This is a genomic window from Streptomyces sp. NPDC059895 (genome assembly GCF_042731035.1).
Classification (GTDB): domain Bacteria; phylum Actinomycetota; class Actinomycetes; order Streptomycetales; family Streptomycetaceae; genus Streptomyces.
This window is the reverse complement of sequence record NZ_JBHWKO010000040.1, coordinates 41044-59620: the sequence shown is the minus strand read 5'-3', so window position 1 is coordinate 59620 and position 18577 is coordinate 41044. Positions and strand designations below refer to the sequence as shown.

The following is an 18577-nucleotide window of genomic DNA, read 5'->3' as shown; positions in this document are numbered from 1 at the left end:
GGCCACGGCTTCGAGCCGTGGCCCCTTTTTCGTGACTCCATTTTTCGTGGCTCCTTGACAGTCTCCCCATTTTGACAGTTACTTTCATTTCATGGTTACTGTCACTTTACCCGACCCCCGCCGATGGTGGGCCCTCGGTGCCCTGGTCGCGAGCATGCTGACGCTCGGCTTCGACATGACGATCCTCAACGTCGCGCTCCCGACGATGGCCGGTGAACTCGGCGCCGATACCGGTGAGCAGCAGGGGATGGCGGACGCGTACGTCGTCGTCTTCGCGGCGTTGATGCTCCCGGCCGGCCTGCTGGGCGACCGGTTCGGACGGCGGCGGATGCTGATCACCGGGCTCGGGATCTTCCTCGCCGGTTCGCTGGCCGGCGCGCTGGCCGACGACGTGAGCGCGGTCGTCGTCGCACGGGCCGTGATGGGCGTCGGAGCCGCCCTGGTCACCCCGCTCGCCCTCTCCGTCCTGCCGTCGCTGTTCGCGCCCGACGAGCGCACCAAGGCCGTCGGCATCGTCTCCGCCGGCTCGACGCTCGGCCTGCCGCTCGGCCCGATCATCGGCGGCTGGCTGCTCAACCACTTCTGGTGGGGCTCGGTCTTCCTGATCAACGTCCCGATGGCCGCGCTGGGCATCGCCGCCTGCGTCCTGCTGCTGCCGGAGACCCGCGACCCGGCCTCCCCGCGGGTCGACACCGTCTCCACCGCGCTCACCGCGACCGGGCTCGGCGCGCTCATCTACGCGATCATCGAGGCGCCCACCCGGGGCTGGGACGACCCGCTGGTCCTCGCGCTGTCCGGCACGGCCGCCGTCCTGATCGCCGCCCTGGTGCTGCGCGAGCGGCGGATGCGGCGGCCCATGCTCGACATGACGCTGCTCGCCCACCGCGGCTTCCTGTTCAACGCGCTCGCCGCGACGCTGGTGATGTTCGTCCTGTCCGGCCTGATGTTCGTCCTGCCCCCGTACCTCCAGGCCGTCCTCGGACACGACGCCCTGGGCACCGGGGTGCGGCTGCTGCCGCTGATGGGCGGTCTGACGGTCGCCGCGCGGGCCGCGCAGCCGGTCGTCGACCGGTTCGGGGCGCGGGCCGTGGTGAGCGCGGGCCTGGCGGTGCTGGCCTTCGCGGCCCTCCTGGGCAGCCGTACGACGGTGGACTCCGGCTACGGCTTCACCGCGCTGTGGCTGACCGTCGCCGGCGTGGGATTCGGCTTCTCGATCGTGCCGGCGATGTCCGGCGCCCTCGGCACCCTGCCGGCCGACCGCGCGGGCAGCGGATCCGGGCTGCTGATGACCCTGCGCCAGGTCGGCGCCGCCATCGGCATCGCCGCCCTGGGCAGCCTGCTGAACGCCGCCTTCCGCGACCGCCTGGACGTCACCGGTCTGCCGTCCGGGGCCGCCGACACCGCCGGGGACTCCGTGGTCGCCGCGCGGATGATCGCCGAGCGGGTGGGCTCGGCACCGCTCGCCGCCTCCGCGAACAGCGCGTACGTGCACGGCATGGCCGTGGTGCTGGTCGTGTGCGCGGTCGCCGCCCTGGTCTCGGCGCTGCTGGCGGCGGCGCTCCTGCCGGGCGCGTCACCCCGCACCGGGAGCGACGCCCCTGACCTGGTCGCGCCGACGGCGGATGCCCGACAATGACGCCATGACGGCCGCACGTTCCCCCCTCACCTCCGCCGACCGACCGCAGCCCGGGCTGCGTGAGCGCAAGAAGATCAAGACGCGGGAGGCGATCCGCGCCGCGACCTACGCGCTGGTCGAGGAGCAGGGGTACGACGCCACGACGATCGAGCAGATCGCCGACCGGGCCGAGGTGTCGCCGTCGACCGTCTTCCGCTACTTCCCGACCAAGGAGGACATCGTCCTCACGGACGAGTACGACCCGGTCCTGCTGGAGGAGGTGCGGTCCCGGCCCGCCGACGAGCCGTGGCCGGACACGATCCGGACCGTGCTGCGCGAGGCCGTCCGCACGGGCGTGGACGCGGACCTGGAGGTGGCGCGGCTGCGGACCCGGCTGATGGTCGAGGTCCCGGCCGTGCGGTCCCGGATGATGGAGAGCATGTCGGTCACCGGCCGCATGCTCTGCACCGCCATCGGCGAGCGCACCGGCCGCGACCCCGACAGCCTGGAGGTCCGGGTCTACGCGATGGCCCTGATCGGCGGTCTGATGGAGACCTCCCTGTACTGGGCGGAGAAGGGCCACCAGGACGACTTCACCGCCCTCGTCGACCGCACCCTGCTGGTCCTCCAGCAGGGCCTGCCCCGGGAAAACCCCTGAGGTCCCGCCGCTCCCCCGTGCCATCCTGACCGGGTGAGCAGACCCGAGATCCACCTGGACGTCGCCCCCGAGCTGGCCCTGTTCGTCCCGCACGCCCGGCGCGGCGGCGCCCACGCCCTGGCCGTCGACGGGGTCTCCACCCTGGGGCATGTCGTGGAGTCCGTCGGCGTGCCGCTGACCGAGGTCGGCGCGCTGGTCGTAGACGGGCGCGAGGTGCCGGTCTCGCACGTCCCGGCGCACGGCGAGTCGGTGACCGTCCGTCCGGTCCAGCGCCCCCAGCGGGTGCCGGGCGCTCCCCTGCGGTTCCTCCTGGACGTCCATCTCGGCACCCTCGCCCGCCGGCTGCGGCTGCTCGGCGTGGACACGGCGTACGAGTCGACGGACATCGGCGACCCGGCGCTCGCAGCCCGGTCGGCGGCCGAGCGGCGGGTCATGCTCAGCCGCGACCGGGGTCTGCTGCGCCGCCGCGAGCTGTGGGCCGGGGCGTTCGTCTACAGCACCCGCCCCGACGACCAGCTCCGTGACGTCCTGGACCGGTTCGCGCCCGCGCTGCGGCCCTGGACGCGGTGCACCGCCTGCAACGGGCTGCTGCGCGAGGCCACCAAGGACGAGGTCGCCGACCAGTTGGAGCACGGCACGCAGCGGTCGTACGACGTGTTCGCGCAGTGCCGGGAGTGCGGGCGGGCGTACTGGAAGGGCGCGCACCACGAACAGCTGGAGGCCATCGTGGAGCGCGCCCTTCAGGAGTTCGCGGGCGAGCGCTGACCCGGTCTACTTCTTCTTCACATCACCCTTCCCGCAGGCGATGCCGTCCTTGTCGCGGTCCAGGCCGTGGCGGTCGCGGCCGGCGACGGCGAGGCCGGTGCCGTAGCCCTTCTTCTCGAGCCAGTCGCAGCGTTCGGCGATCTGGTTCACCTTCTTCGGGAAGGTCCACGGCACGCACTGGCTGACGGTGCCGTAGGAGTGGTCGCAGCCGTCGTACCCGGCGGGCATCTCGTGGCCCTCGTGGCCCTGGTGGTGCTGGACGTCGCTCTTGGCGGTGCTCTCCGGGCTCACCGTGGTCCTCTCGCTGGCGGGGACCTCGGTCAGGTCCTCCGCGAAGTCCTGCACCCGGGCCGCGGCGACCTGGCCGTCGGCGCCGACGCGCACCCACTTCGACACCGAGGGGACGCCGTTCGCGTCCACCACCGACAGCATGTACCAGCCGGGCGGCGCCAGGTCGGGGTTGCTGGTCAGGCTGAGGTCGATGGTGTTCCCCTCGACCGTCATCGGCAGGTCCACGTAGCGCTGGTTGGGGTCGGAGGAGTGGGTGATCGCGGCCGGGCGGATCAGGGACGCCTTCACCACCGGCTTGTCGACCGTGATGCGCTGCGAGGTGCCGTACGCCCACTCGGTGCCGGCCACCGAGGTGATCTGCGGCCGGTCGCCCTTGAACAGGTACGGCGGCTTGTAGATCGACACCCGCTGGTCGAAGGAGCCGTCGCCCGGGTTGTCGCCGACGCTCAGGACACGGCCGTCGGGCAGCAGCAGGGACGAGGAGTGGTAGGTCCGCGGGACGGGGTCGGTGGCCAGGCCCGGCTGGAACTCGTTGGTCGCCGGGTCGTACATCGACGCCTCGAAGACGGGGTCCTCGCGGTAGGTGTGCAGGGCGCCGCCGGTCTCCAGGACCTTGCCGTCCGGGAGGATGACGGCCGACACGTACACCTTGCCCTGGTCGCCGGTCTGCGCGGTGCCGTCCTGGTAGTGGCCCTGCGGCAGGTCGGGGCCGGGCACGTACTGCGGCGAGTCGGCCTTCATGTCGATGACGTCGGTGAGCCGGTGCGCGTCGGGCGCGACGGTGTGGTTGCCGCCGCCGATGGTGATGACCTTCTGGTCCTGGGCGGGCGGCAGCAGCACCGACATCGACTGGTCCCGCTCGTCCTTCTTGCGCAGGCCCGGTACGTCGGCGATGGCGCCGGCGTCGTAGTCGTAGACGGAGGCGCCGGTGCCGGGCAGGCCGTTGCCGAAGACATGGCTGCCGGTGTAGAAGAGGCGGCCGTCCTGGAGCAGGATCATCGACGGGTACAGGCCCCAGAACGTCCAGGCCTGCTCGGCGTCGCCGAGCGGCAGCCACTTGTTCTGGGCGTAGGAGAAGTGCTCGTTGACGACCGTGCCGGAGGAGTCCTCGGCGAGGCCGCCCAGCGAGATGACGTCACCGTTGCCCATCGCGGTCGCGGACGGGTACCAGTGGCCCGCCAGCATGTCGTTGACCTTGATGTACTGGTTCAGGTCCGGGTCGAAGACGTAGCTGGAGCGCAGGCCCTTGTAGCCGACGCTGCCGTCGGGCTCGGCGTAGTCCTTGTTGCCGCCCATGACCAGCACGCGTCCGTCGGGGAGCTGGACGTGTCCGGCGCAGAAGAAGTCCTCCGGCGTCGGGATGTCGGTGTAGGTGCCGGCCACCGGGTCGTAGACGGACGTCTTGAAGGTGCCGGCCGCGAACATGTCGAGGTCGTTGCCGGAGCCGGCGATCAGCAGCACCTTCCCGGTGTGCAGCAGCACCGAGTGGATGGCCCGGACCGGCATCTCGGTGGTCTGGACGGTCCACTCGCCCTTGCACTCCGGTCCCGTGCCGCCCGTGGCGCAGGGGTCGGGGTCGGAGGGGACGGTGGCGTCCGTCATCGCGTAGTCGTCGGTGGTGAGGGTGCCGACGCCGTAGAGGGCGCCGCCCCAGGTGATCTGATCGGTGTTCGGCGGGATCACCGGGGTGCGGACCTCGGTGCGGGTCCAGCCGGCCGACTGCTCCAGGGTCTTGAGGTCGGTCCAGTAGACCCAGCCCTGGACGGTGTCGTGGCGGAAGAGGGTGAACGCGACGTCCGGCGTCGTCGACCGGTACCAGAAGGACAGGTCGTACTGGTGGTCCGGAGTGACCTGCGGGGCGCAGGAGTTCTCCAGCATCATCGTCTTGCGGTCGCCGTCGGCGCGCCGGGTCAGCTCGACGCGGACGGCGCGGCTGCCGGAGTGGGCGTCGTCGGTGACGGTGAAGGTGAAGTCGTTGTCCCCCCAGCCCGACTTCTCGAAGCACTGGGGGAACCGCGAGGGCCCGTCGAGGATCTCCAGGCCCGGGTTCTTCACCAGGTTGGTCGCGGCGGTGGCGGGTTGGGCGCCCAGCGGGCCGAGCCCGAGGGCGGCGGCGAAGAGCATGAGGGCGGTCAGCAGCAGACGTGTCGTTCTCCCGGGCGGCAGCGGCCGCCGCCCTGCTTGACGTGCTGGTCTTCGGGCTCCGTACATCGTGTCCCCCTTGTTCACGGGCCCCTGTGTCACAGGTGGTGCGTCACGCGTCGTTCTCGATGCGGAGGATGTCGATCCGGCCGCCGCCCTCGCCGAAGGTGGCGACGGGCGTGCCGTGCGCGAACAGGGCGCGCAGGGTGGGCAGGTGTTCGCGCTCACCGCGCAGGGCCGGGGTGGACACCACGTAGTCGATGTCCCGCCAGCCGTGCGGCAGCGTCCTGGTGACCGCCGGGTCCTGGTCGAGCTTGTAGTGCCAGATGACACCGGTGCCCGGGCGGTAGCCGGCGTCGACCGCGTCGAGCCAGAGCACGCCGTCGGTGACGACGCGGACCTCGGAGCGGTCGCCGACGGGTGTCTCGCGCAGCCAGCGGGCGGCGTCGTGGTAGACGCCGTTGTCGTCGGCCCGGGTGGCGGCGCGGTCGCGGTCGTACCAGTGCGGCCCGGCGAGCAGGGCGGCGGCGGCCACGGCCGCGACGGCGGCCACGGGCCGCAGGTGCGGTTTCCCGGGCAGGCGGGCGACCACGGCCTGGGCGGTCCCGGCCAGGGTGAGCGCCAGGAACGGCAGCACCTGCACGATGTACATCTGCGGCAGGTATCCGCCGGGCCGCAGTGCCACGAGTGCCAGCACCAGGACGGCGAGGGCGGCCGGCCGCAGCCGGTGGACGGCGAACGCGCACAGGGCCGCCACGCCCCCGCCGATCAGCAGGTACGGGTCCCGGTCCAGCCAGTCCGTGAACAGCTGGTGGGCGTCGGTGCCGTCCTCGAAGGCCGATCCGCTGCCCTCGCGTCCGCCGAGCTGGAACTTGAGCGTGCCCAGCAGCGACACGTGTCCGGCGCCCGGGAACAGCTCGCCCTTGAGCAGGGCGTACAGCGGGTAGAACAGGCCGGTCAGGACGAACCCGGAGCCGAAGCCGGCGAAGGAGAACTTGCGGGTGCTGGGGTGGCTGCCCTGCCAGAGGGTGACCAGCAGCACGGGCAGCAGGACCCCGATGGTCTCCTTGGACAGGACCGCGACCGCGAACGCCGTGCCGGCCGCGACGTGGTGCCACAGGTGGCGGCGCGGGGACAGGGCGAAGGCGAAGGACACCAGCACCCACAGGACGGCGATGTTGTCCAGGTAGATCTGCCGGTGCAGGACCACGGCGAGCGGCGACAGCGCGTACAGCAGCATGGCCGCGGCGGCCGTGGGCCGGGCCAGTCCGAGGCGCCGGCCGATCACGTAGACCAGGACCATCGCCGCCGCGGCCACCGGCAGCATGGCGATCCGCCCCTGTACGAAGGTGGGCACGTCGGGCAGGAGCCAGTTCGGCAGCCAGGAGACGCCGGCGAGCTGGATCCAGCCCAGCGGCGGGTGGTCGTACCAGTAGGTGTAATGCGCGAGTTCACCTTGCTGAACGGCCCACGCCTGCGCGAGATACGTTCCCTCGTCGTCATTCGGGAATGGGTAATTGCCGATTCCGAGGACCCTCACCAGGAGGCCGACCACGAAAACGGGCGCAACCCAGAAAACATCTTTCCGTAACACGCTCCCGCGTATGGAGGCGTGCCCGCCGCCGGAATCACCGGACCCCGGACGGGAAACGGAAGAAGAACTTTCGGAAACCTGCGCCTCGGACGCATCACGCGCACGCGTGTGCGGTATGGCGGTCCCCATGCGGAATCCCCCCACCCATTTCTGGGCCTGATGGCAGCCGGGGGCCTCCCCCTTGAAACCCCCCGGAATCAGGCATGCCGGAGCATCATGACACAGCTCGGGACTTCATATGAGCAGAACCTGTGATTCCGTTTGGGGCGGTGATCATCACGGCGAGGCCACATTGCGGCGCAAAAGCCGAACCTGATAACTTCGGCCCTACTTTGCTCGTGGGCCCGAATTGATCATGCGCGAAAACTCCGGACAACCGGAGTGGGAACCGGCTGGGAACCGGACCCTCGCCGAGGGCCGTCACCGATCACGAGCACCTCTGGAAGTCCTGTCGGTCGGGGGGCCGCAGACGGACGGGATTGTTCCGCGCACGTACGAGTTGAACGACCGTTCACCAAGGATGACCAAGAAAGACCGAGGGGGGAATTCGTGGTCTCCGCCATTCTTTTCATCGATTCGATCGTCCTCATGGCCGCCGCCGGCGTGACCCTGTGGTGGATGCTGCACGCCTGGCGCACGCCGGAGACACTGGAGTCGACGGCCTTCGCCACACCCGACGGCAGGGCGGACCTGTCCTTCTCGCTCCTGGTGCCGGCCCGGCACGAGGAGGCCGTGCTGCGGCACACGGTGGAGCAGATGCTGCGCATCGACCACCCGGACTACGAGATCCTGCTGATCGTCGGCCACGACGACCCCGGCACCGCCGCCATCGCCCACGAACTGGCCGCCGAGCACCCCGACACGGTGCGCACGGTGGTCGACACCCACGCCAAGAAGAACAAGCCCCGCGCTCTCAACACCGCGCTGCCGCACGCCCGCGGCGAGGTCATCGGAGTGTTCGACGCCGAGGACGTCGTCCACCCCGAACTGCTCAGCCATGTCGACTTCGCCTTCCGGCGGGAGAACGCCGACGTCGTCCAGGGCGGCGTCCAGCTGATCAACTACGAGAGCAGCTGGTACAGCCTGCGCAACTGCCTGGAGTACTTCTTCTGGTTCCGCAGCCGGCTCCACCTGCACGCCCGCAAGGGGTTCATCCCGCTCGGCGGCAACACCGTCTTCGTCCGCTCCGCACTGCTGCGGGAGACCGGCGGCTGGGACGGCAACTGCCTCGCCGAGGACTGCGACCTGGGCGTCAGGCTGTCCAGCGGCGGCGCCAAGGTCGTCGTCGCCTATCACTCCGCGCTGGTCACCCGCGAGGAGACGCCCGACTCCATCAAGGCGCTCTACAAGCAGCGCACCCGCTGGAACCAGGGGTTCCTCCAGGTCCTGCGCAAGGGCGAATGGCGCCGGCTCCCCGGCTTCGGCCAGCGGATGCTCGCCCGCTACACCCTCAGCACCCCGTTCGTGCAGGCCGCGACCGGCGTGATGATCCCGCTCGGCGTCCTCTTCGCCGTCATCGGCGGCGTCCCGCTGCCGTTCTCGATGTTCGCCTGGCTGCCCATGCTGCCGATGGCCGCGATGATCGTCTTCGAGGCGGTCGCCCTGCACGACTTCGGCCGCGAGTACGGCTTCCGCATACGCTTCGGGCACTACGCCAGGCTCGTCCTCGGCGGTCCCGTGTACGCCGTGATCCTCGCGGCCGCCGCGCTGCGCGCCGTGTGGCGCGAGTACACCGGCCGCCGCGACTGGGAGCTGACCTCGCACGTCGGCGCCCACCTCCCCGTCCAGACCCCGCAGCCCCAGGAGGCACGGTGACGGCGCTGCCCGCCCACGTGTCCATCGTCGTCCCCACCTTCAACGAAGCCGACAACATCCGCGAGCTGCTGTCCCGCGTCCGCGCCGCGATCCCCGCCGGAACGCGCGCGGAGGTCGTCTTCGCCGACGACTCCACCGACCACACCTGCCAGGTCATCGAGGAGGAGGCGGCGTACAGCGCCGTCCCGGTGGTCCTGCACCACCGCGACACCCCCGAGGGCGGCCTCGGCGGCGCGGTGGTCGAGGGCATCGCCCGCGCGTCGGCACCCTGGATCGTCGTCATCGACGCCGACCTCCAGCACCCGCCGGAACTCATACCCGAGCTGATCGCCCGCGGCGAGGCCACCGGCGCCGAGCTGGTCGTGGCCAGCCGGTACGCGGCCGGCGGCGACCGCAGCGGCCTGGACGGCGGCTACCGCAAACTCGTCTCCAGCACCTCCACGCTGGTCACCAAGGCGCTCTTCCCGCGCGCCCTGAGCGGCCTCACCGACCCGATGAGCGGCTTCTTCGCCATCCGCCGCACCGCGATCGACCGGGCGTCGGGCCAGGACGAGGGCCTCCAGCCCCTCGGCTACAAGATCCTTCTCGAACTGGCGGTACGGTGCCGTCCGCGCGGCATCGCCGAGGTGCCGTACGCCTTCGGGGAGCGGCACGCGGGCGAGTCCAAGTCGACGGCCCGCGAGGGCATGCGCTTCCTGCGGCACCTGATCACCCTGCGCACCGCCGACCCCCGCGCCCGGGCGGTGGTCTTCGGGCTGATCGGCCTGTCGGGCTTCGTCCCCAACCTGGCGCTCCTGTGGTCGCTGACCACCTGGGCCCCCGGTCTGCACTACGCCCCGGCGGAGATCATCGCCAACCAGGCGGGGCTGCTGTGGAACTTCGCCCTCATCGATTCCTTCGTCTACCGCAACCAGCGCCGCCACCGCCGGCGCGACGTGCGCCTGCTCTCCTTCGCGGTCGTCGGCAACGCCGACCTGATCGCCCGCATCCCCCTGGCCGCGCTCCTGATCGCCGCCGGGGGCATGTCCGCCCTGCCCGCCACGGCCCTCGCCATGGCGGTCGTGTTCACGGCCCGCTTCCTGGTCGTGGACCGGTGGCTGTACGGCCGCCTGCGCCGGCGCGAGGCGGCGCTCGCCCGCGTCACGCCGGAGAAGGTGGCGGAGCCGGTACCGGACCCGCTGGGCTGACCGGTCGGAGGCGGCGGGGTGGCTCGCGGGATCCGTCCCCCGAGCCACCCCGCACACCCCGGACCGAACCGCGGGCCCCTCACCTCACGGCGTCGGCTCACCTCACGGCGTCGGCTCACCTCACGGCGTCGGCTCACCTCACGGCGTCAGCTCACCTCACGGCATCAGCTCACCTCACGACATCAGCTCACCTCACGGCGTCAGCTTCGCCCTCAGGGCGGCCGCGTCCGTCACCGGCAGATCGCAGACGAACCCCCGGCAGACGTACGCCGTCGGCTTCCCGTCGATCAGCGCGCGGTCGGCGAGCAGCGGGAACTCCCCGCTGTCCGGCGTGCCCCAGGCGACCACCGCCCCCGGCGCGGTCCCCAGCAGGGCGGTGCGGCGCAGCTCGCGGACGCCCGCGTCCTCGGCGGACGGTCCGACGACCGCCACCTCCCGCGGCCCGTCGAGCAGGGCCTCCGCCGCCGCGAGGCCCCACCCGATGAACCGGGGCACCCGCGGACCGAGCGCCTTCACGACCCCCAGCGCCCGCTCGGCCGCGAAGCGGTGCGCCTCGGAACCGGTGTGGGCCGCGTAACCGAGGAGGGCCGACGCGGCGGCGGACCACCCGGAGGGCGCCGCGTTGTCGGTCGGGTCCTGCGGGCGGCGGATGAGCCGCTCGGCGTCGGCGGCCGTGTCGTACAGGGCACCGGAGCCGGGGTCGGTGAAGCGGGTGAGGACGTGGTCGAGGAGGAACCCGGCGAACTCCAGCCAGACGCCCTCCCCGGTCACGGAGGCCAGCGCGAGGAAGCCCTCCGCCACGTCGGCGTAGTCCTCCAGCACCCCCGCGTTCGCCCCGACGCGCCCGTCCTTGCTGGTGCGGGCCAGGTGCGCCCGGTCGTCGAGGTGCACGCGGACGAGGAGGTCCGCGGCGGCGAGGGCGGCGTCGACCAGGTCGGGGCGCTCGAAGCAGGCGCCGGTCTCGGCGAGCGCGGCGACGGCGAGCCCGTTCCAGGCGGCGACGACCTTGTCGTCCCGGCCGGGGGCGGGGCGTTCCGCCCGCGCCGCGAGCAGCCGCCGCCTGACCGACTCGATCCTCTCGGCGTCGAACACGCCTTCGCTCTGCGGGAGTTGCAGGACGGAGGAGCCGTGCTCGAAGGTGCCCTCCTCGGTCACCCCGAAGTACTGGGCGGCGAGGGCGCCGTCGTCGGCACCGAGGACCTCGGTGAGCTGCTCCGGCGTCCAGACGTAGTACGCGCCCTCGACGTGCCTGCCCGTCCCGTCGTCGCTGTCGGCGTCCAGCGCGGACGCGAAACCACCCTGCTCGGTGCGGAGTTCGCGCACCATGAAGTCGGCGGTCTCCAGCGCCACCCGCCGCGCCTGCTCCGAGCCCGTGGCCCGCCACAGGTGGGTGTACACCCGGCACAGCAGCGCGTTGTCGTACAGCATCTTCTCGAAGTGCGGCACGGTCCAGTCCCGGTCGACGGAGTACCGCGCGAAGCCGCCCCCGAGCTGGTCGTAGAGGCCGCCGCGGGCCATCCGTTCACACGTGTCCGCCGCCATCTGCAACGCGCCCTCGGCACCCGTGCGGGCGTGGTGCCGCAGCAGGAACTCGATCACCATGGACGGCGGGAACTTCGGCGCCCCGCCGAACCCGCCGCGCTGCGGGTCGTACTCGCGGGTCAGCCCGAGCAGCGCCTGCGCCTGCTCCTGCTCCCTGGGCGCCACGCCCTCCCCGTACGAGATCTCCCGTCCCGCGAGGTCCCGCACGATCTTCCCGGCGACCTCGGCGACCTCCTCCCGGCGGTCGCGCCAGGCCTGGCCGACGCCCTCCAGCACCTGCCGGAAGGACGGCATCCCGTGGCGGGGGGAGGGCGGGAAGTAGGTGCCGAAGTAGAACGGCTCGGCGTCCGGCGTCAGGAACACGGTCATCGGCCAGCCGCCCTGCCCGGTGGCGGCCTGTACGGCCTCCATGTAGACGGCGTCGACGTCGGGGCGTTCCTCGCGGTCCACCTTGACGCTCACGAAGTGCTCGTTGAGGTGGTCGGCGGTCTCCTGGTCCTCGAAGGACTCGTGGGCCATCACATGGCACCAGTGGCAACTCGAGTACCCGACGCTCAGCAGCACCGGCACCCCCCGCCGGCGCGCCTCCTCGAACGCCTCCGACGACCAGGGCCACCAGTCGACCGGGTTGTCGGCGTGCTGGAGGAGGTAGGGGGAGGTCTCATGGGCCAGTCGGTTCGCCATGGGGTCCATCCTGCCGCAGTACCCCACGGGGCACGCGCGGGACATCCGCCCGCCCTCCGGCGCACTCCGGCGAGCGGACCGCGTCCGCACCCTCGCGCCCGTGCGCCCTCCGCCGCACACTTGGCCTGGACACGCTGTGGCCCGCCGGAGGGGGACGACATGCGGGAGCGCCATCGGGCGGAAGCCGAGAGGCTGTTGGCCCGGGCCGTGGAGGAGGAGGTGCGGCGCACGGGCGGCCGTACCGACCGGCAAGTGCTGACGACACGGGCGCGCGCCGCGCTCGAAACGATTCTGCAGACCGCCGCCGAGGAGTACGAGGCGTACGCGCGGGCCGACGCGGAGACCCGCACCGGGCGGCTCGCCCTGGCACAGCAGTACGCGCGGGAGGGCGGTGGCGGGCTCCCGCTGCTGGTGGCGGGCGTCGCGGCCGTGACGACCGCCGTCGCCGACCTGGCGCTGGGCACCGGTGCGGGGACCGCGCTGGGGGCCGGCGTGGCCGTCGGTGTCGTCGGCGCGGCGACGACCGTCGTGAAGGCCGCCGGCACCTCTTCGCCGTCGGCCCGGCACCGCGAGGACGAGACCGGCCGGCCCGGTGACCCGGAGCGGCTGCGGCAGCGGTGGCTGACGGCGCTGGAGGAGCGCGGGATCCGTCCGTTCCTGGACCGGCAGCGGGTGCTGGGCGCGACGACGGGCCCGAGGAGGCCGGAGCCCCGGCTTCCCGCCTCCGGGAAGCCGGGGCCGAGGCTGCGCGGCGCCGACAAGAGCGCCGCGGCGCGCGGGCGGACGGTGCTGGAGCAGTCGTACGCCCAACTGCCCGAACCCGTCACGCCGTTCGCGGGACGCCGGGCGGAACTGGAGCGGATCCGGCAGTGGGCGCAGGCGGCCCCGGCCGCCACCGGGACCCGGCCGACGGTGGTGGTCCTGCACGGCCCGCCCGGCAGCGGCCGCGGCACCCTCGCGCTACGGGCCGCGCGCGAGCTGCGGGACCGGTTCCGGGGCGCGTGCGTGGTGGACCTGCGCGGCGACGGCGCGGCGGAGGCACCGCTGTCCACCCGGGACGCGCTGCTGCAGCTGCTGAACCGGCTCGGCGCGCCCCGCGAGCAGTTGCTCTTCCGGGAGCGTTCCTCGCCGGAGCAGCAGGTGGAGCGGCTGGGCGAGCTGTACCAGCAGCATCTGACGGGCCTGTCGGTGACGGTGGTCATGGAGAACGCCGCCGACCCGGACCAGGTCCGCGCGCTCGTCCCGGAGCGCTCCGACAGCCTCGTCCTGGTCACCGCGCGGGCCCCGCTCACCCTGCCGCCCGGCCTGTCCGCCCGGGTGCACGAGCTGCCCGTCGCGCCGCTGGACGCGGCCGGCACGGAGGAACTGCTCGGCGCGGCCACGCAGGACACCTCGGCCCCGTACGACGCCGAGTCCGCCGACCGCATCCGCGAGCTGTGCGGCGGGCTGCCGCTGGCGCTGCGGGTGGCGGGCTCCTCGCTGGGCCCGCGCTCCCCGCGCCGGCTGGCGGCGGACCTGGAGGTGTACGGCCCGGTGGACCCGGTCGAGCGCGCGCTGTGGCTGCGCTACACCGACCAGCCGGAGGCAGCCCGGCGGCTGCTGCGGCGGCTGGCGCCGGCGGGCCGGGCCTCGTTCGGCGCGGCCGCCGCGGCGGCCCTCCTGGACACCGACCGCGCGGAGGCGGCCCGGCATCTCACGGCGCTCGCGCAGGCGGGCCTGGTCGACCCGGTGCGCGGCGACCGCTACCGCCTGCACGACCTGGTCCGCGCCTTCGCGCAGGCCCGCCTGGCCGACGAGGAGGAGCCGGCCGACCGCGCGGCCGCCCAGGAACGCCTGATCGTCAGCTACGCCGAGCTCGCGGACTCGGTGCTGCGCCTGGTCGACGGCAATATCTCGACCCGCTCGGACCGCTTCACCCCGCACGGCTTCGCCTCCCTGGAGGAGGCGCTGCGCTGGCTGGACGACGAGTCGGGCTCCATCACGGCGACCCTGCGGCAGGCGGAGGGCGTCGACCAGGCGGCCGTGCTGAGCCTGCTGGGCGCGCTGTGCGACCACTGCCTGCTGCGCGGCGACCTCTACCGCCTCGGCGAGATCAGCGAGCTGGCGCAGTCGGCCGGCCAGGACCCGCTGGTGCGCTCCGTGCGGTGGCGCACCGGCATCGCGGCCCGCCAGCTGGGCGAGCTCGACAAGGCCCGGACGACGCTCAGCTCCGTGGTGGACCTCTACCTCCGGGCCCACCACGACGCGGGCGCGGCCCGCGCCCTGTGCTCGCTGGGCATCACCCTGCACCACCAGGGCAACCTCACGGAGGCGGCGGCGCGGCTGCGGGAGGCCCTGGACCTCCAGGAGGCACCCGAACTGGCGACGGACCGGGCGTGGACCCTGCACGCGCTGGCCGCGGTGGAACGGGACCGGGCACGGCTGGCGGAGGCCCTCGACCTGCTCACCCGTTCCCTGGTGCTGCACCGCGAGGGCGGCTCGGTGCACGGCGAGGCGTGGGCCCACTACCAGCTCGGCCAGCTGAACCTGCGCCGCGGCGACGTCCCGCGCGCCGAGACCGAGCTGCGCCGCGCCCTCGGCCTGTACGGCCGTACCCGCGACGGCCGCGGCGCGGCCTGGGCGCTGACCCAGCTGGCCCGCGCCCGGCTGATCGCCGGCGACCCGTCCCAGGCCGTGGACGGCCTGCGCGCCGCCGCGGCCCGGCACCGCGACAACGAGGACGCGCGGGGCGAGGCCTGGACGGTCTACTACCTGGGGCTCGCGCTGGAGGAGGCGGGCGACGTCGACCAGGCGGTCCGCGAGCTGGAACGCTCCCGGTCCCTGCTCTCCCGTATGCGCGACGTCTACGGCCTGGCCTGTGCCCGCCACCACTCGGCCCGGGTCACCCGCGACCAGCGGGCGGCCCAGACGGGCTCGCTGCGGAACTCGGGCTTCGCCCGCCAGCTCCTGATGGACGCCCGCGCCGACTTCCAGCGCATCGGTGTCGCCCACGGCGAGGCCTGGTCCTGCCTGGAGCTCGCGATCGTCGACGCGGGCAACGCCCGCACCGGCCAGGCCCTGGCGCTCTGTGACGAGGCGGCGGCGCTCTTCGCCTCCTACGGCGACCGCCGCGGCGAGGACTGGGCCCGCTTCCTGCGCTGCACGCTGCTCCCGTACACGGCCCCCGGCGGCATCGACGCCGGCACGGCGGCGGCCCGTCAGGAGCTGGCCCGCCTGTCCTCGGCGGCCCATCCACTGCGCGACCCCCGGCTCACCGAGGCGGCGGACGCCTACGGCCTGCTGCTGGACCGCGGTGTCCGCCCGGAGTCCGGCTGGCAGGCGTGGCGTCTGGGAATGGTGCCGGGCAGACACGCGCGGGAGGTCATGGGGGTGGCGGTGGGGGTGGCGACGGGGGACGGCGAGGGCTGAGGGGCGCGGTGGGGCACGGTCGGGCGCGGTAGGGGCTGAGCGGCACCCGCACCGTGGCGGCCCCCATCGTGGCGGCCCACACCGTTGCGGTCCACACCGTTGCGGTCCACACCGTTGCGGTCCACACCGTTGCGGTCCTGGTGCGCCGGGCCGCACCCGGCGCACCGGGCCGCACCCCCTGGCACCGGAGCGCGCCGCGCACCGGACCGCACCCCGCGTACCACGTACCCGTGGCGGCGGACGGTGACGGACGTGTTGGATCCGCTTGGACCGCTGGATCCGCTTGGACCGCTGGATCCGCTTGGAGCCGCCCGGAGACGGGCCGCGCCCCGCGTCCGCCCGTCTCCGGGCGGCCGGGGACGGGCCTCCCGGTCCATGTCACGGCCGAGGGCCGGGATCAGCCCTTGGCCGGGGAGGCCTTCCCCGGGGTGACCTTGCCGGCAGCGCCCTGGCCGGAGGCGTCGGAGGCGTCCTCCGGGGTCTCCTCGAAGTCGACCTTGCCCATGTGCCGGTTCATGGACTTCATCAGTCCCCACACGGCCAGTGCCATCACCGCGAAGACGATGAATCCGAGGACACCCGGGGTGACCTTGTCCTCGTCCACCTCCTTCGCGAGGGTGGCGAACTGCGTCACTGCCAGGCTCACGCTTGCGCTCATATCAGGCATTGTCGCGGATGCCCGCGAAGAGGTCGTCCTCGGGGAGGGAGACGTCGACCCGCGACTTCGCGAGCTCGTACTCCTCCGTGGGCCAGACCTCCTTCTGGACGTCCAGCGGCACGCGGAACCACCCGCCGTCGGGGTCGATCTGCGTGGCGTGGGCGATCAGCGCCTTGTCGCGGATCTCGTAGAAGTCGGCGCACGGCACGTGCGTGGTCAGCGTCCGGTCCTTGTGCCCGGACTCGTCCCAGCGCTTGAGCCACTCCCCGTAGGGGGACTTCAGGCCCCGGTCCAGCATCGCCTGGTGCAGCGCCTCGGTGCGCGGACGGTTGAAGCCCTGGTTGTAGTACAGCTTCAGCGGCCGGTACGCCGGCCCGAACTCGGCCTCCGGGTACTTCTCGGTGTCGTCCGCGCCCTCGAAGGCGACCATCGAGATCTTGTGGGTCATGATGTGGTCGGGGTGCGGGTACCCGCCGTTCTCGTCGTAGGTGGTGATCACCTGGGGACGGAAGGAGCGGATCTGCCTCACCAGCTCGCCCGCCGCCTTGTCGACGTCCTCCAGGGCGAAGCAGCCCTCGGGCAGCGGCGGCAGCGGGTCGCCCTCGGGCAGACCGGAGTCGACGAAGCCGAGCCACTCCTGCTTGATCCCGAGGATCTCGCGGGCCTCGTCCATCTCCTTCTTGCGCACCTCGTGGATGTGCTCCTCGATGTACGTGTCGCCCTGCAGCTTGGGGTTGAGGATGGAGCCGCGCTCCCCGCCCGTGCAGGTCACGACCAGCACGTCCACCCCCTCGGACACGTACTTCGCCATGGTGGCCGCGCCCTTGCTCGACTCGTCGTCGGGGTGCGCGTGGACGGCCATCAGTCGCAGCTGGTCAGTCAAGACTCAATCCTCGGTAAGTCGGCGCCCCCGCGGGCAGGGGTGCGATCGGCGGCTTCTATAGTGACCGAATCGAAGGGCCAATAATTCCGGAGCCGGGCTTCGGGAGCCCTTTCGGGACATTCGTCCCACGCCTGTCGGGTCCCTCGGGAGGACGATCATGAGTACGGCGAGCACGCGCACGCCCGAGGGCCGCTACGGCCGTTCCTCGGACGAGCGCACCGACCGCACGCTCAAGCTCGTCGGCGCCGCCCTGGGCGCGGTCCTCCTCGGCGTGGTCGGCCTCCTCGGCTACCACTACGTCGCCAAGAACGAGATCAGCGGCGAGCTGATCGCCTTCTCGATCGCGGACGACGCGGTGAAGGTGCATCTGGAGGTCCGCAAGGACGCGGGGTCGAGCGGCTACTGCACGGTCCGCTCGCAGGCGGAGAGCGGCGCCGAGGTGGGCCGCGCGGACTTCCGCTTCTCCGGCCCGGACACGCGGATCGACAAGGTGGTCACGCTCCGTACGACGGCCAAGGCCACGTCGGCGGAGCTGCTCGGCTGCCACGCCGACTGACACCGCGCCCCGCCCTTCAGGAATACGTACGCCCTGACCTGCGTTGACGTAATTCTGATGGCTTATGTCCTCCCCCTTGGGCCACTGAATTGTTAGGCTCGTGGTTTCGCCCATCCCTGGAGGAACATGCTTCCGGGTAGGGCGATGCTTTGTATTCCCAGTACCGACGAGGAGCACCCTGTGACCCAGACCAGCGAGAACGTCACCTGGCTGACCCAGGAGGCGTACAACAAGCTCAAGGATGAGCTTGCGTACCTTACTGGTCCTGCGCGCACCGAGATCGCTGCCAAGATCGCGGCCGCGCGTGAGGAGGGCGACCTGCGCGAGAACGGCGGGTACCACGCGGCCAAGGAGGAGCAGGGCAAGCAGGAGCTCCGTGTGCGCCAGCTGACCCAGCTCCTGGAGAACGCTAAGGTCGGCGAGGCCCCCGCGTCCGCCGACGGTGCGGTGGCGCCCGGCATGGTCGTGACGATCGCCTTCGACGGTGACGAGGACGACACGCTGACCTTCCTGCTGGCCTCGCGCGAGTACGCGAGCTCCGACATCGAGACCTACTCGCCGCAGTCGCCGCTGGGCGCCGGCGTGACCGGTCACAAGGTCGGCGAGGACGCGGAGTACGAACTGCCGAACGGCAAGAAGGCCTCCGTGCGCATCCTCAAGGCCGAGCCCTACAACGGCTGACGGACCGCCTCCCGGTCCCCGACGAAACCCCCGGCGCCCCCGCGGCACCGGGGGTTTCGTCATGCCGCACAGCGGCCCGCGGGCCGTACGGGCGGCGT

At 72.4% G+C, this 18577-nt stretch carries 13 protein-coding genes; 8 read left to right on the top strand and 5 right to left on the bottom strand.

The window, feature by feature from the left end:
- Positions 1 to 91 precede the first annotated feature (91 nt).
- The 3 genes from ACFV9M_RS32585 to ACFV9M_RS32575 are packed head-to-tail and all read left to right on the top strand — an operon-like array spanning position 92 to position 3038.
- A complete protein-coding gene (locus tag ACFV9M_RS32585; protein ID WP_385070422.1) occupies positions 92 to 1636 on the top strand; it encodes a DHA2 family efflux MFS transporter permease subunit in 1545 nt (514 codons plus the stop codon).
- Positions 1637 to 1640: 4 nt separating this feature from the next.
- Entirely contained in the window at positions 1641 to 2273 is a 633-nt protein-coding gene (locus ACFV9M_RS32580) for a TetR/AcrR family transcriptional regulator (RefSeq protein ID WP_385070427.1), read from the top strand.
- 33 nt (positions 2274 to 2306) lie between these two features.
- Positions 2307 to 3038, top strand: a complete 732-nt coding sequence (locus ACFV9M_RS32575; RefSeq protein WP_385070429.1) for a Mut7-C RNAse domain-containing protein — start codon at positions 2307 to 2309, stop codon at positions 3036 to 3038.
- Between the two features lie 6 nt (positions 3039 to 3044).
- Here ACFV9M_RS32575 and ACFV9M_RS32570 read toward each other — a convergent pair whose 3' ends face one another.
- Both ACFV9M_RS32570 and ACFV9M_RS32565 read right to left on the bottom strand, forming a co-directional pair.
- On the bottom strand, positions 3045 to 5453 hold the full coding sequence (locus tag ACFV9M_RS32570) for a galactose oxidase-like domain-containing protein (RefSeq protein WP_385070554.1): 2409 nt from the start codon (positions 5451 to 5453) through the stop codon (positions 3045 to 3047).
- 130 nt (positions 5454 to 5583) lie between these two features.
- Positions 5584 to 7011 (bottom strand): ArnT family glycosyltransferase, encoded by a 1428-nt coding sequence (locus ACFV9M_RS32565; protein WP_385070432.1) that lies wholly within the window; start codon positions 7009 to 7011, stop codon positions 5584 to 5586.
- Positions 7012 to 7653: 642 nt separating this feature from the next.
- Here ACFV9M_RS32565 and ACFV9M_RS32560 point away from each other — a divergent pair.
- Both ACFV9M_RS32560 and ACFV9M_RS32555 read left to right on the top strand, forming a co-directional pair.
- Complete coding sequence (locus ACFV9M_RS32560) at positions 7654 to 8880, top strand: glycosyltransferase (RefSeq protein WP_385070557.1); 1227 nt, start codon at positions 7654 to 7656, stop codon at positions 8878 to 8880.
- The gene (locus ACFV9M_RS32555) at positions 8877 to 10067 is read left to right on the top strand and encodes a glycosyltransferase (protein WP_385070435.1); all 1191 of its coding nucleotides are present in this window, start codon (positions 8877 to 8879) and stop codon (positions 10065 to 10067) included. The genes ACFV9M_RS32560 and ACFV9M_RS32555 overlap by 4 nt, the downstream gene beginning before the upstream one ends.
- A gap of 192 nt (positions 10068 to 10259) precedes the next feature.
- Here ACFV9M_RS32555 and ACFV9M_RS32550 read toward each other — a convergent pair whose 3' ends face one another.
- Positions 10260 to 12293: a thioredoxin domain-containing protein gene (locus tag ACFV9M_RS32550; RefSeq protein WP_385070438.1), complete on the bottom strand. Its 2034-nt coding sequence runs from the start codon at positions 12291 to 12293 to the stop codon at positions 10260 to 10262.
- A gap of 159 nt (positions 12294 to 12452) precedes the next feature.
- On the opposite strand from ACFV9M_RS32550, the gene ACFV9M_RS32545 reads away from it, so the two are divergent.
- Positions 12453 to 15701 carry a tetratricopeptide repeat protein gene (locus tag ACFV9M_RS32545; RefSeq protein ID WP_385070441.1) on the top strand — a complete coding sequence of 1083 codons (3249 nt, stop codon included), beginning with the start codon at positions 12453 to 12455 and terminating at the stop codon, positions 15699 to 15701.
- A gap of 397 nt (positions 15702 to 16098) precedes the next feature.
- On the opposite strand, the gene ACFV9M_RS32540 is transcribed toward ACFV9M_RS32545, so the two are convergent.
- The gene (locus ACFV9M_RS32540) at positions 16099 to 16368 is read right to left on the bottom strand and encodes a hypothetical protein (protein WP_385070444.1); all 270 of its coding nucleotides are present in this window, start codon (positions 16366 to 16368) and stop codon (positions 16099 to 16101) included.
- A complete protein-coding gene (gene mca / locus ACFV9M_RS32535) occupies positions 16361 to 17221 on the bottom strand; it encodes a mycothiol conjugate amidase Mca (RefSeq protein WP_385070560.1) in 861 nt (286 codons plus the stop codon). The genes ACFV9M_RS32540 and mca overlap by 8 nt, the downstream gene beginning before the upstream one ends.
- Positions 17222 to 17399: 178 nt before the next feature.
- Between mca and ACFV9M_RS32530 the strand changes: the two genes are divergently transcribed.
- Both ACFV9M_RS32530 and greA read left to right on the top strand, forming a co-directional pair.
- On the top strand, positions 17400 to 17798 hold the full coding sequence (locus ACFV9M_RS32530; protein ID WP_385070447.1) for a DUF4307 domain-containing protein: 399 nt from the start codon (positions 17400 to 17402) through the stop codon (positions 17796 to 17798).
- A 180-nt stretch (positions 17799 to 17978) separates the two neighbouring features.
- Positions 17979 to 18479 (top strand): transcription elongation factor GreA, encoded by a 501-nt coding sequence (gene greA / locus ACFV9M_RS32525; protein WP_385070451.1) that lies wholly within the window; start codon positions 17979 to 17981, stop codon positions 18477 to 18479.
- Positions 18480 to 18577 lie beyond the last annotated feature (98 nt).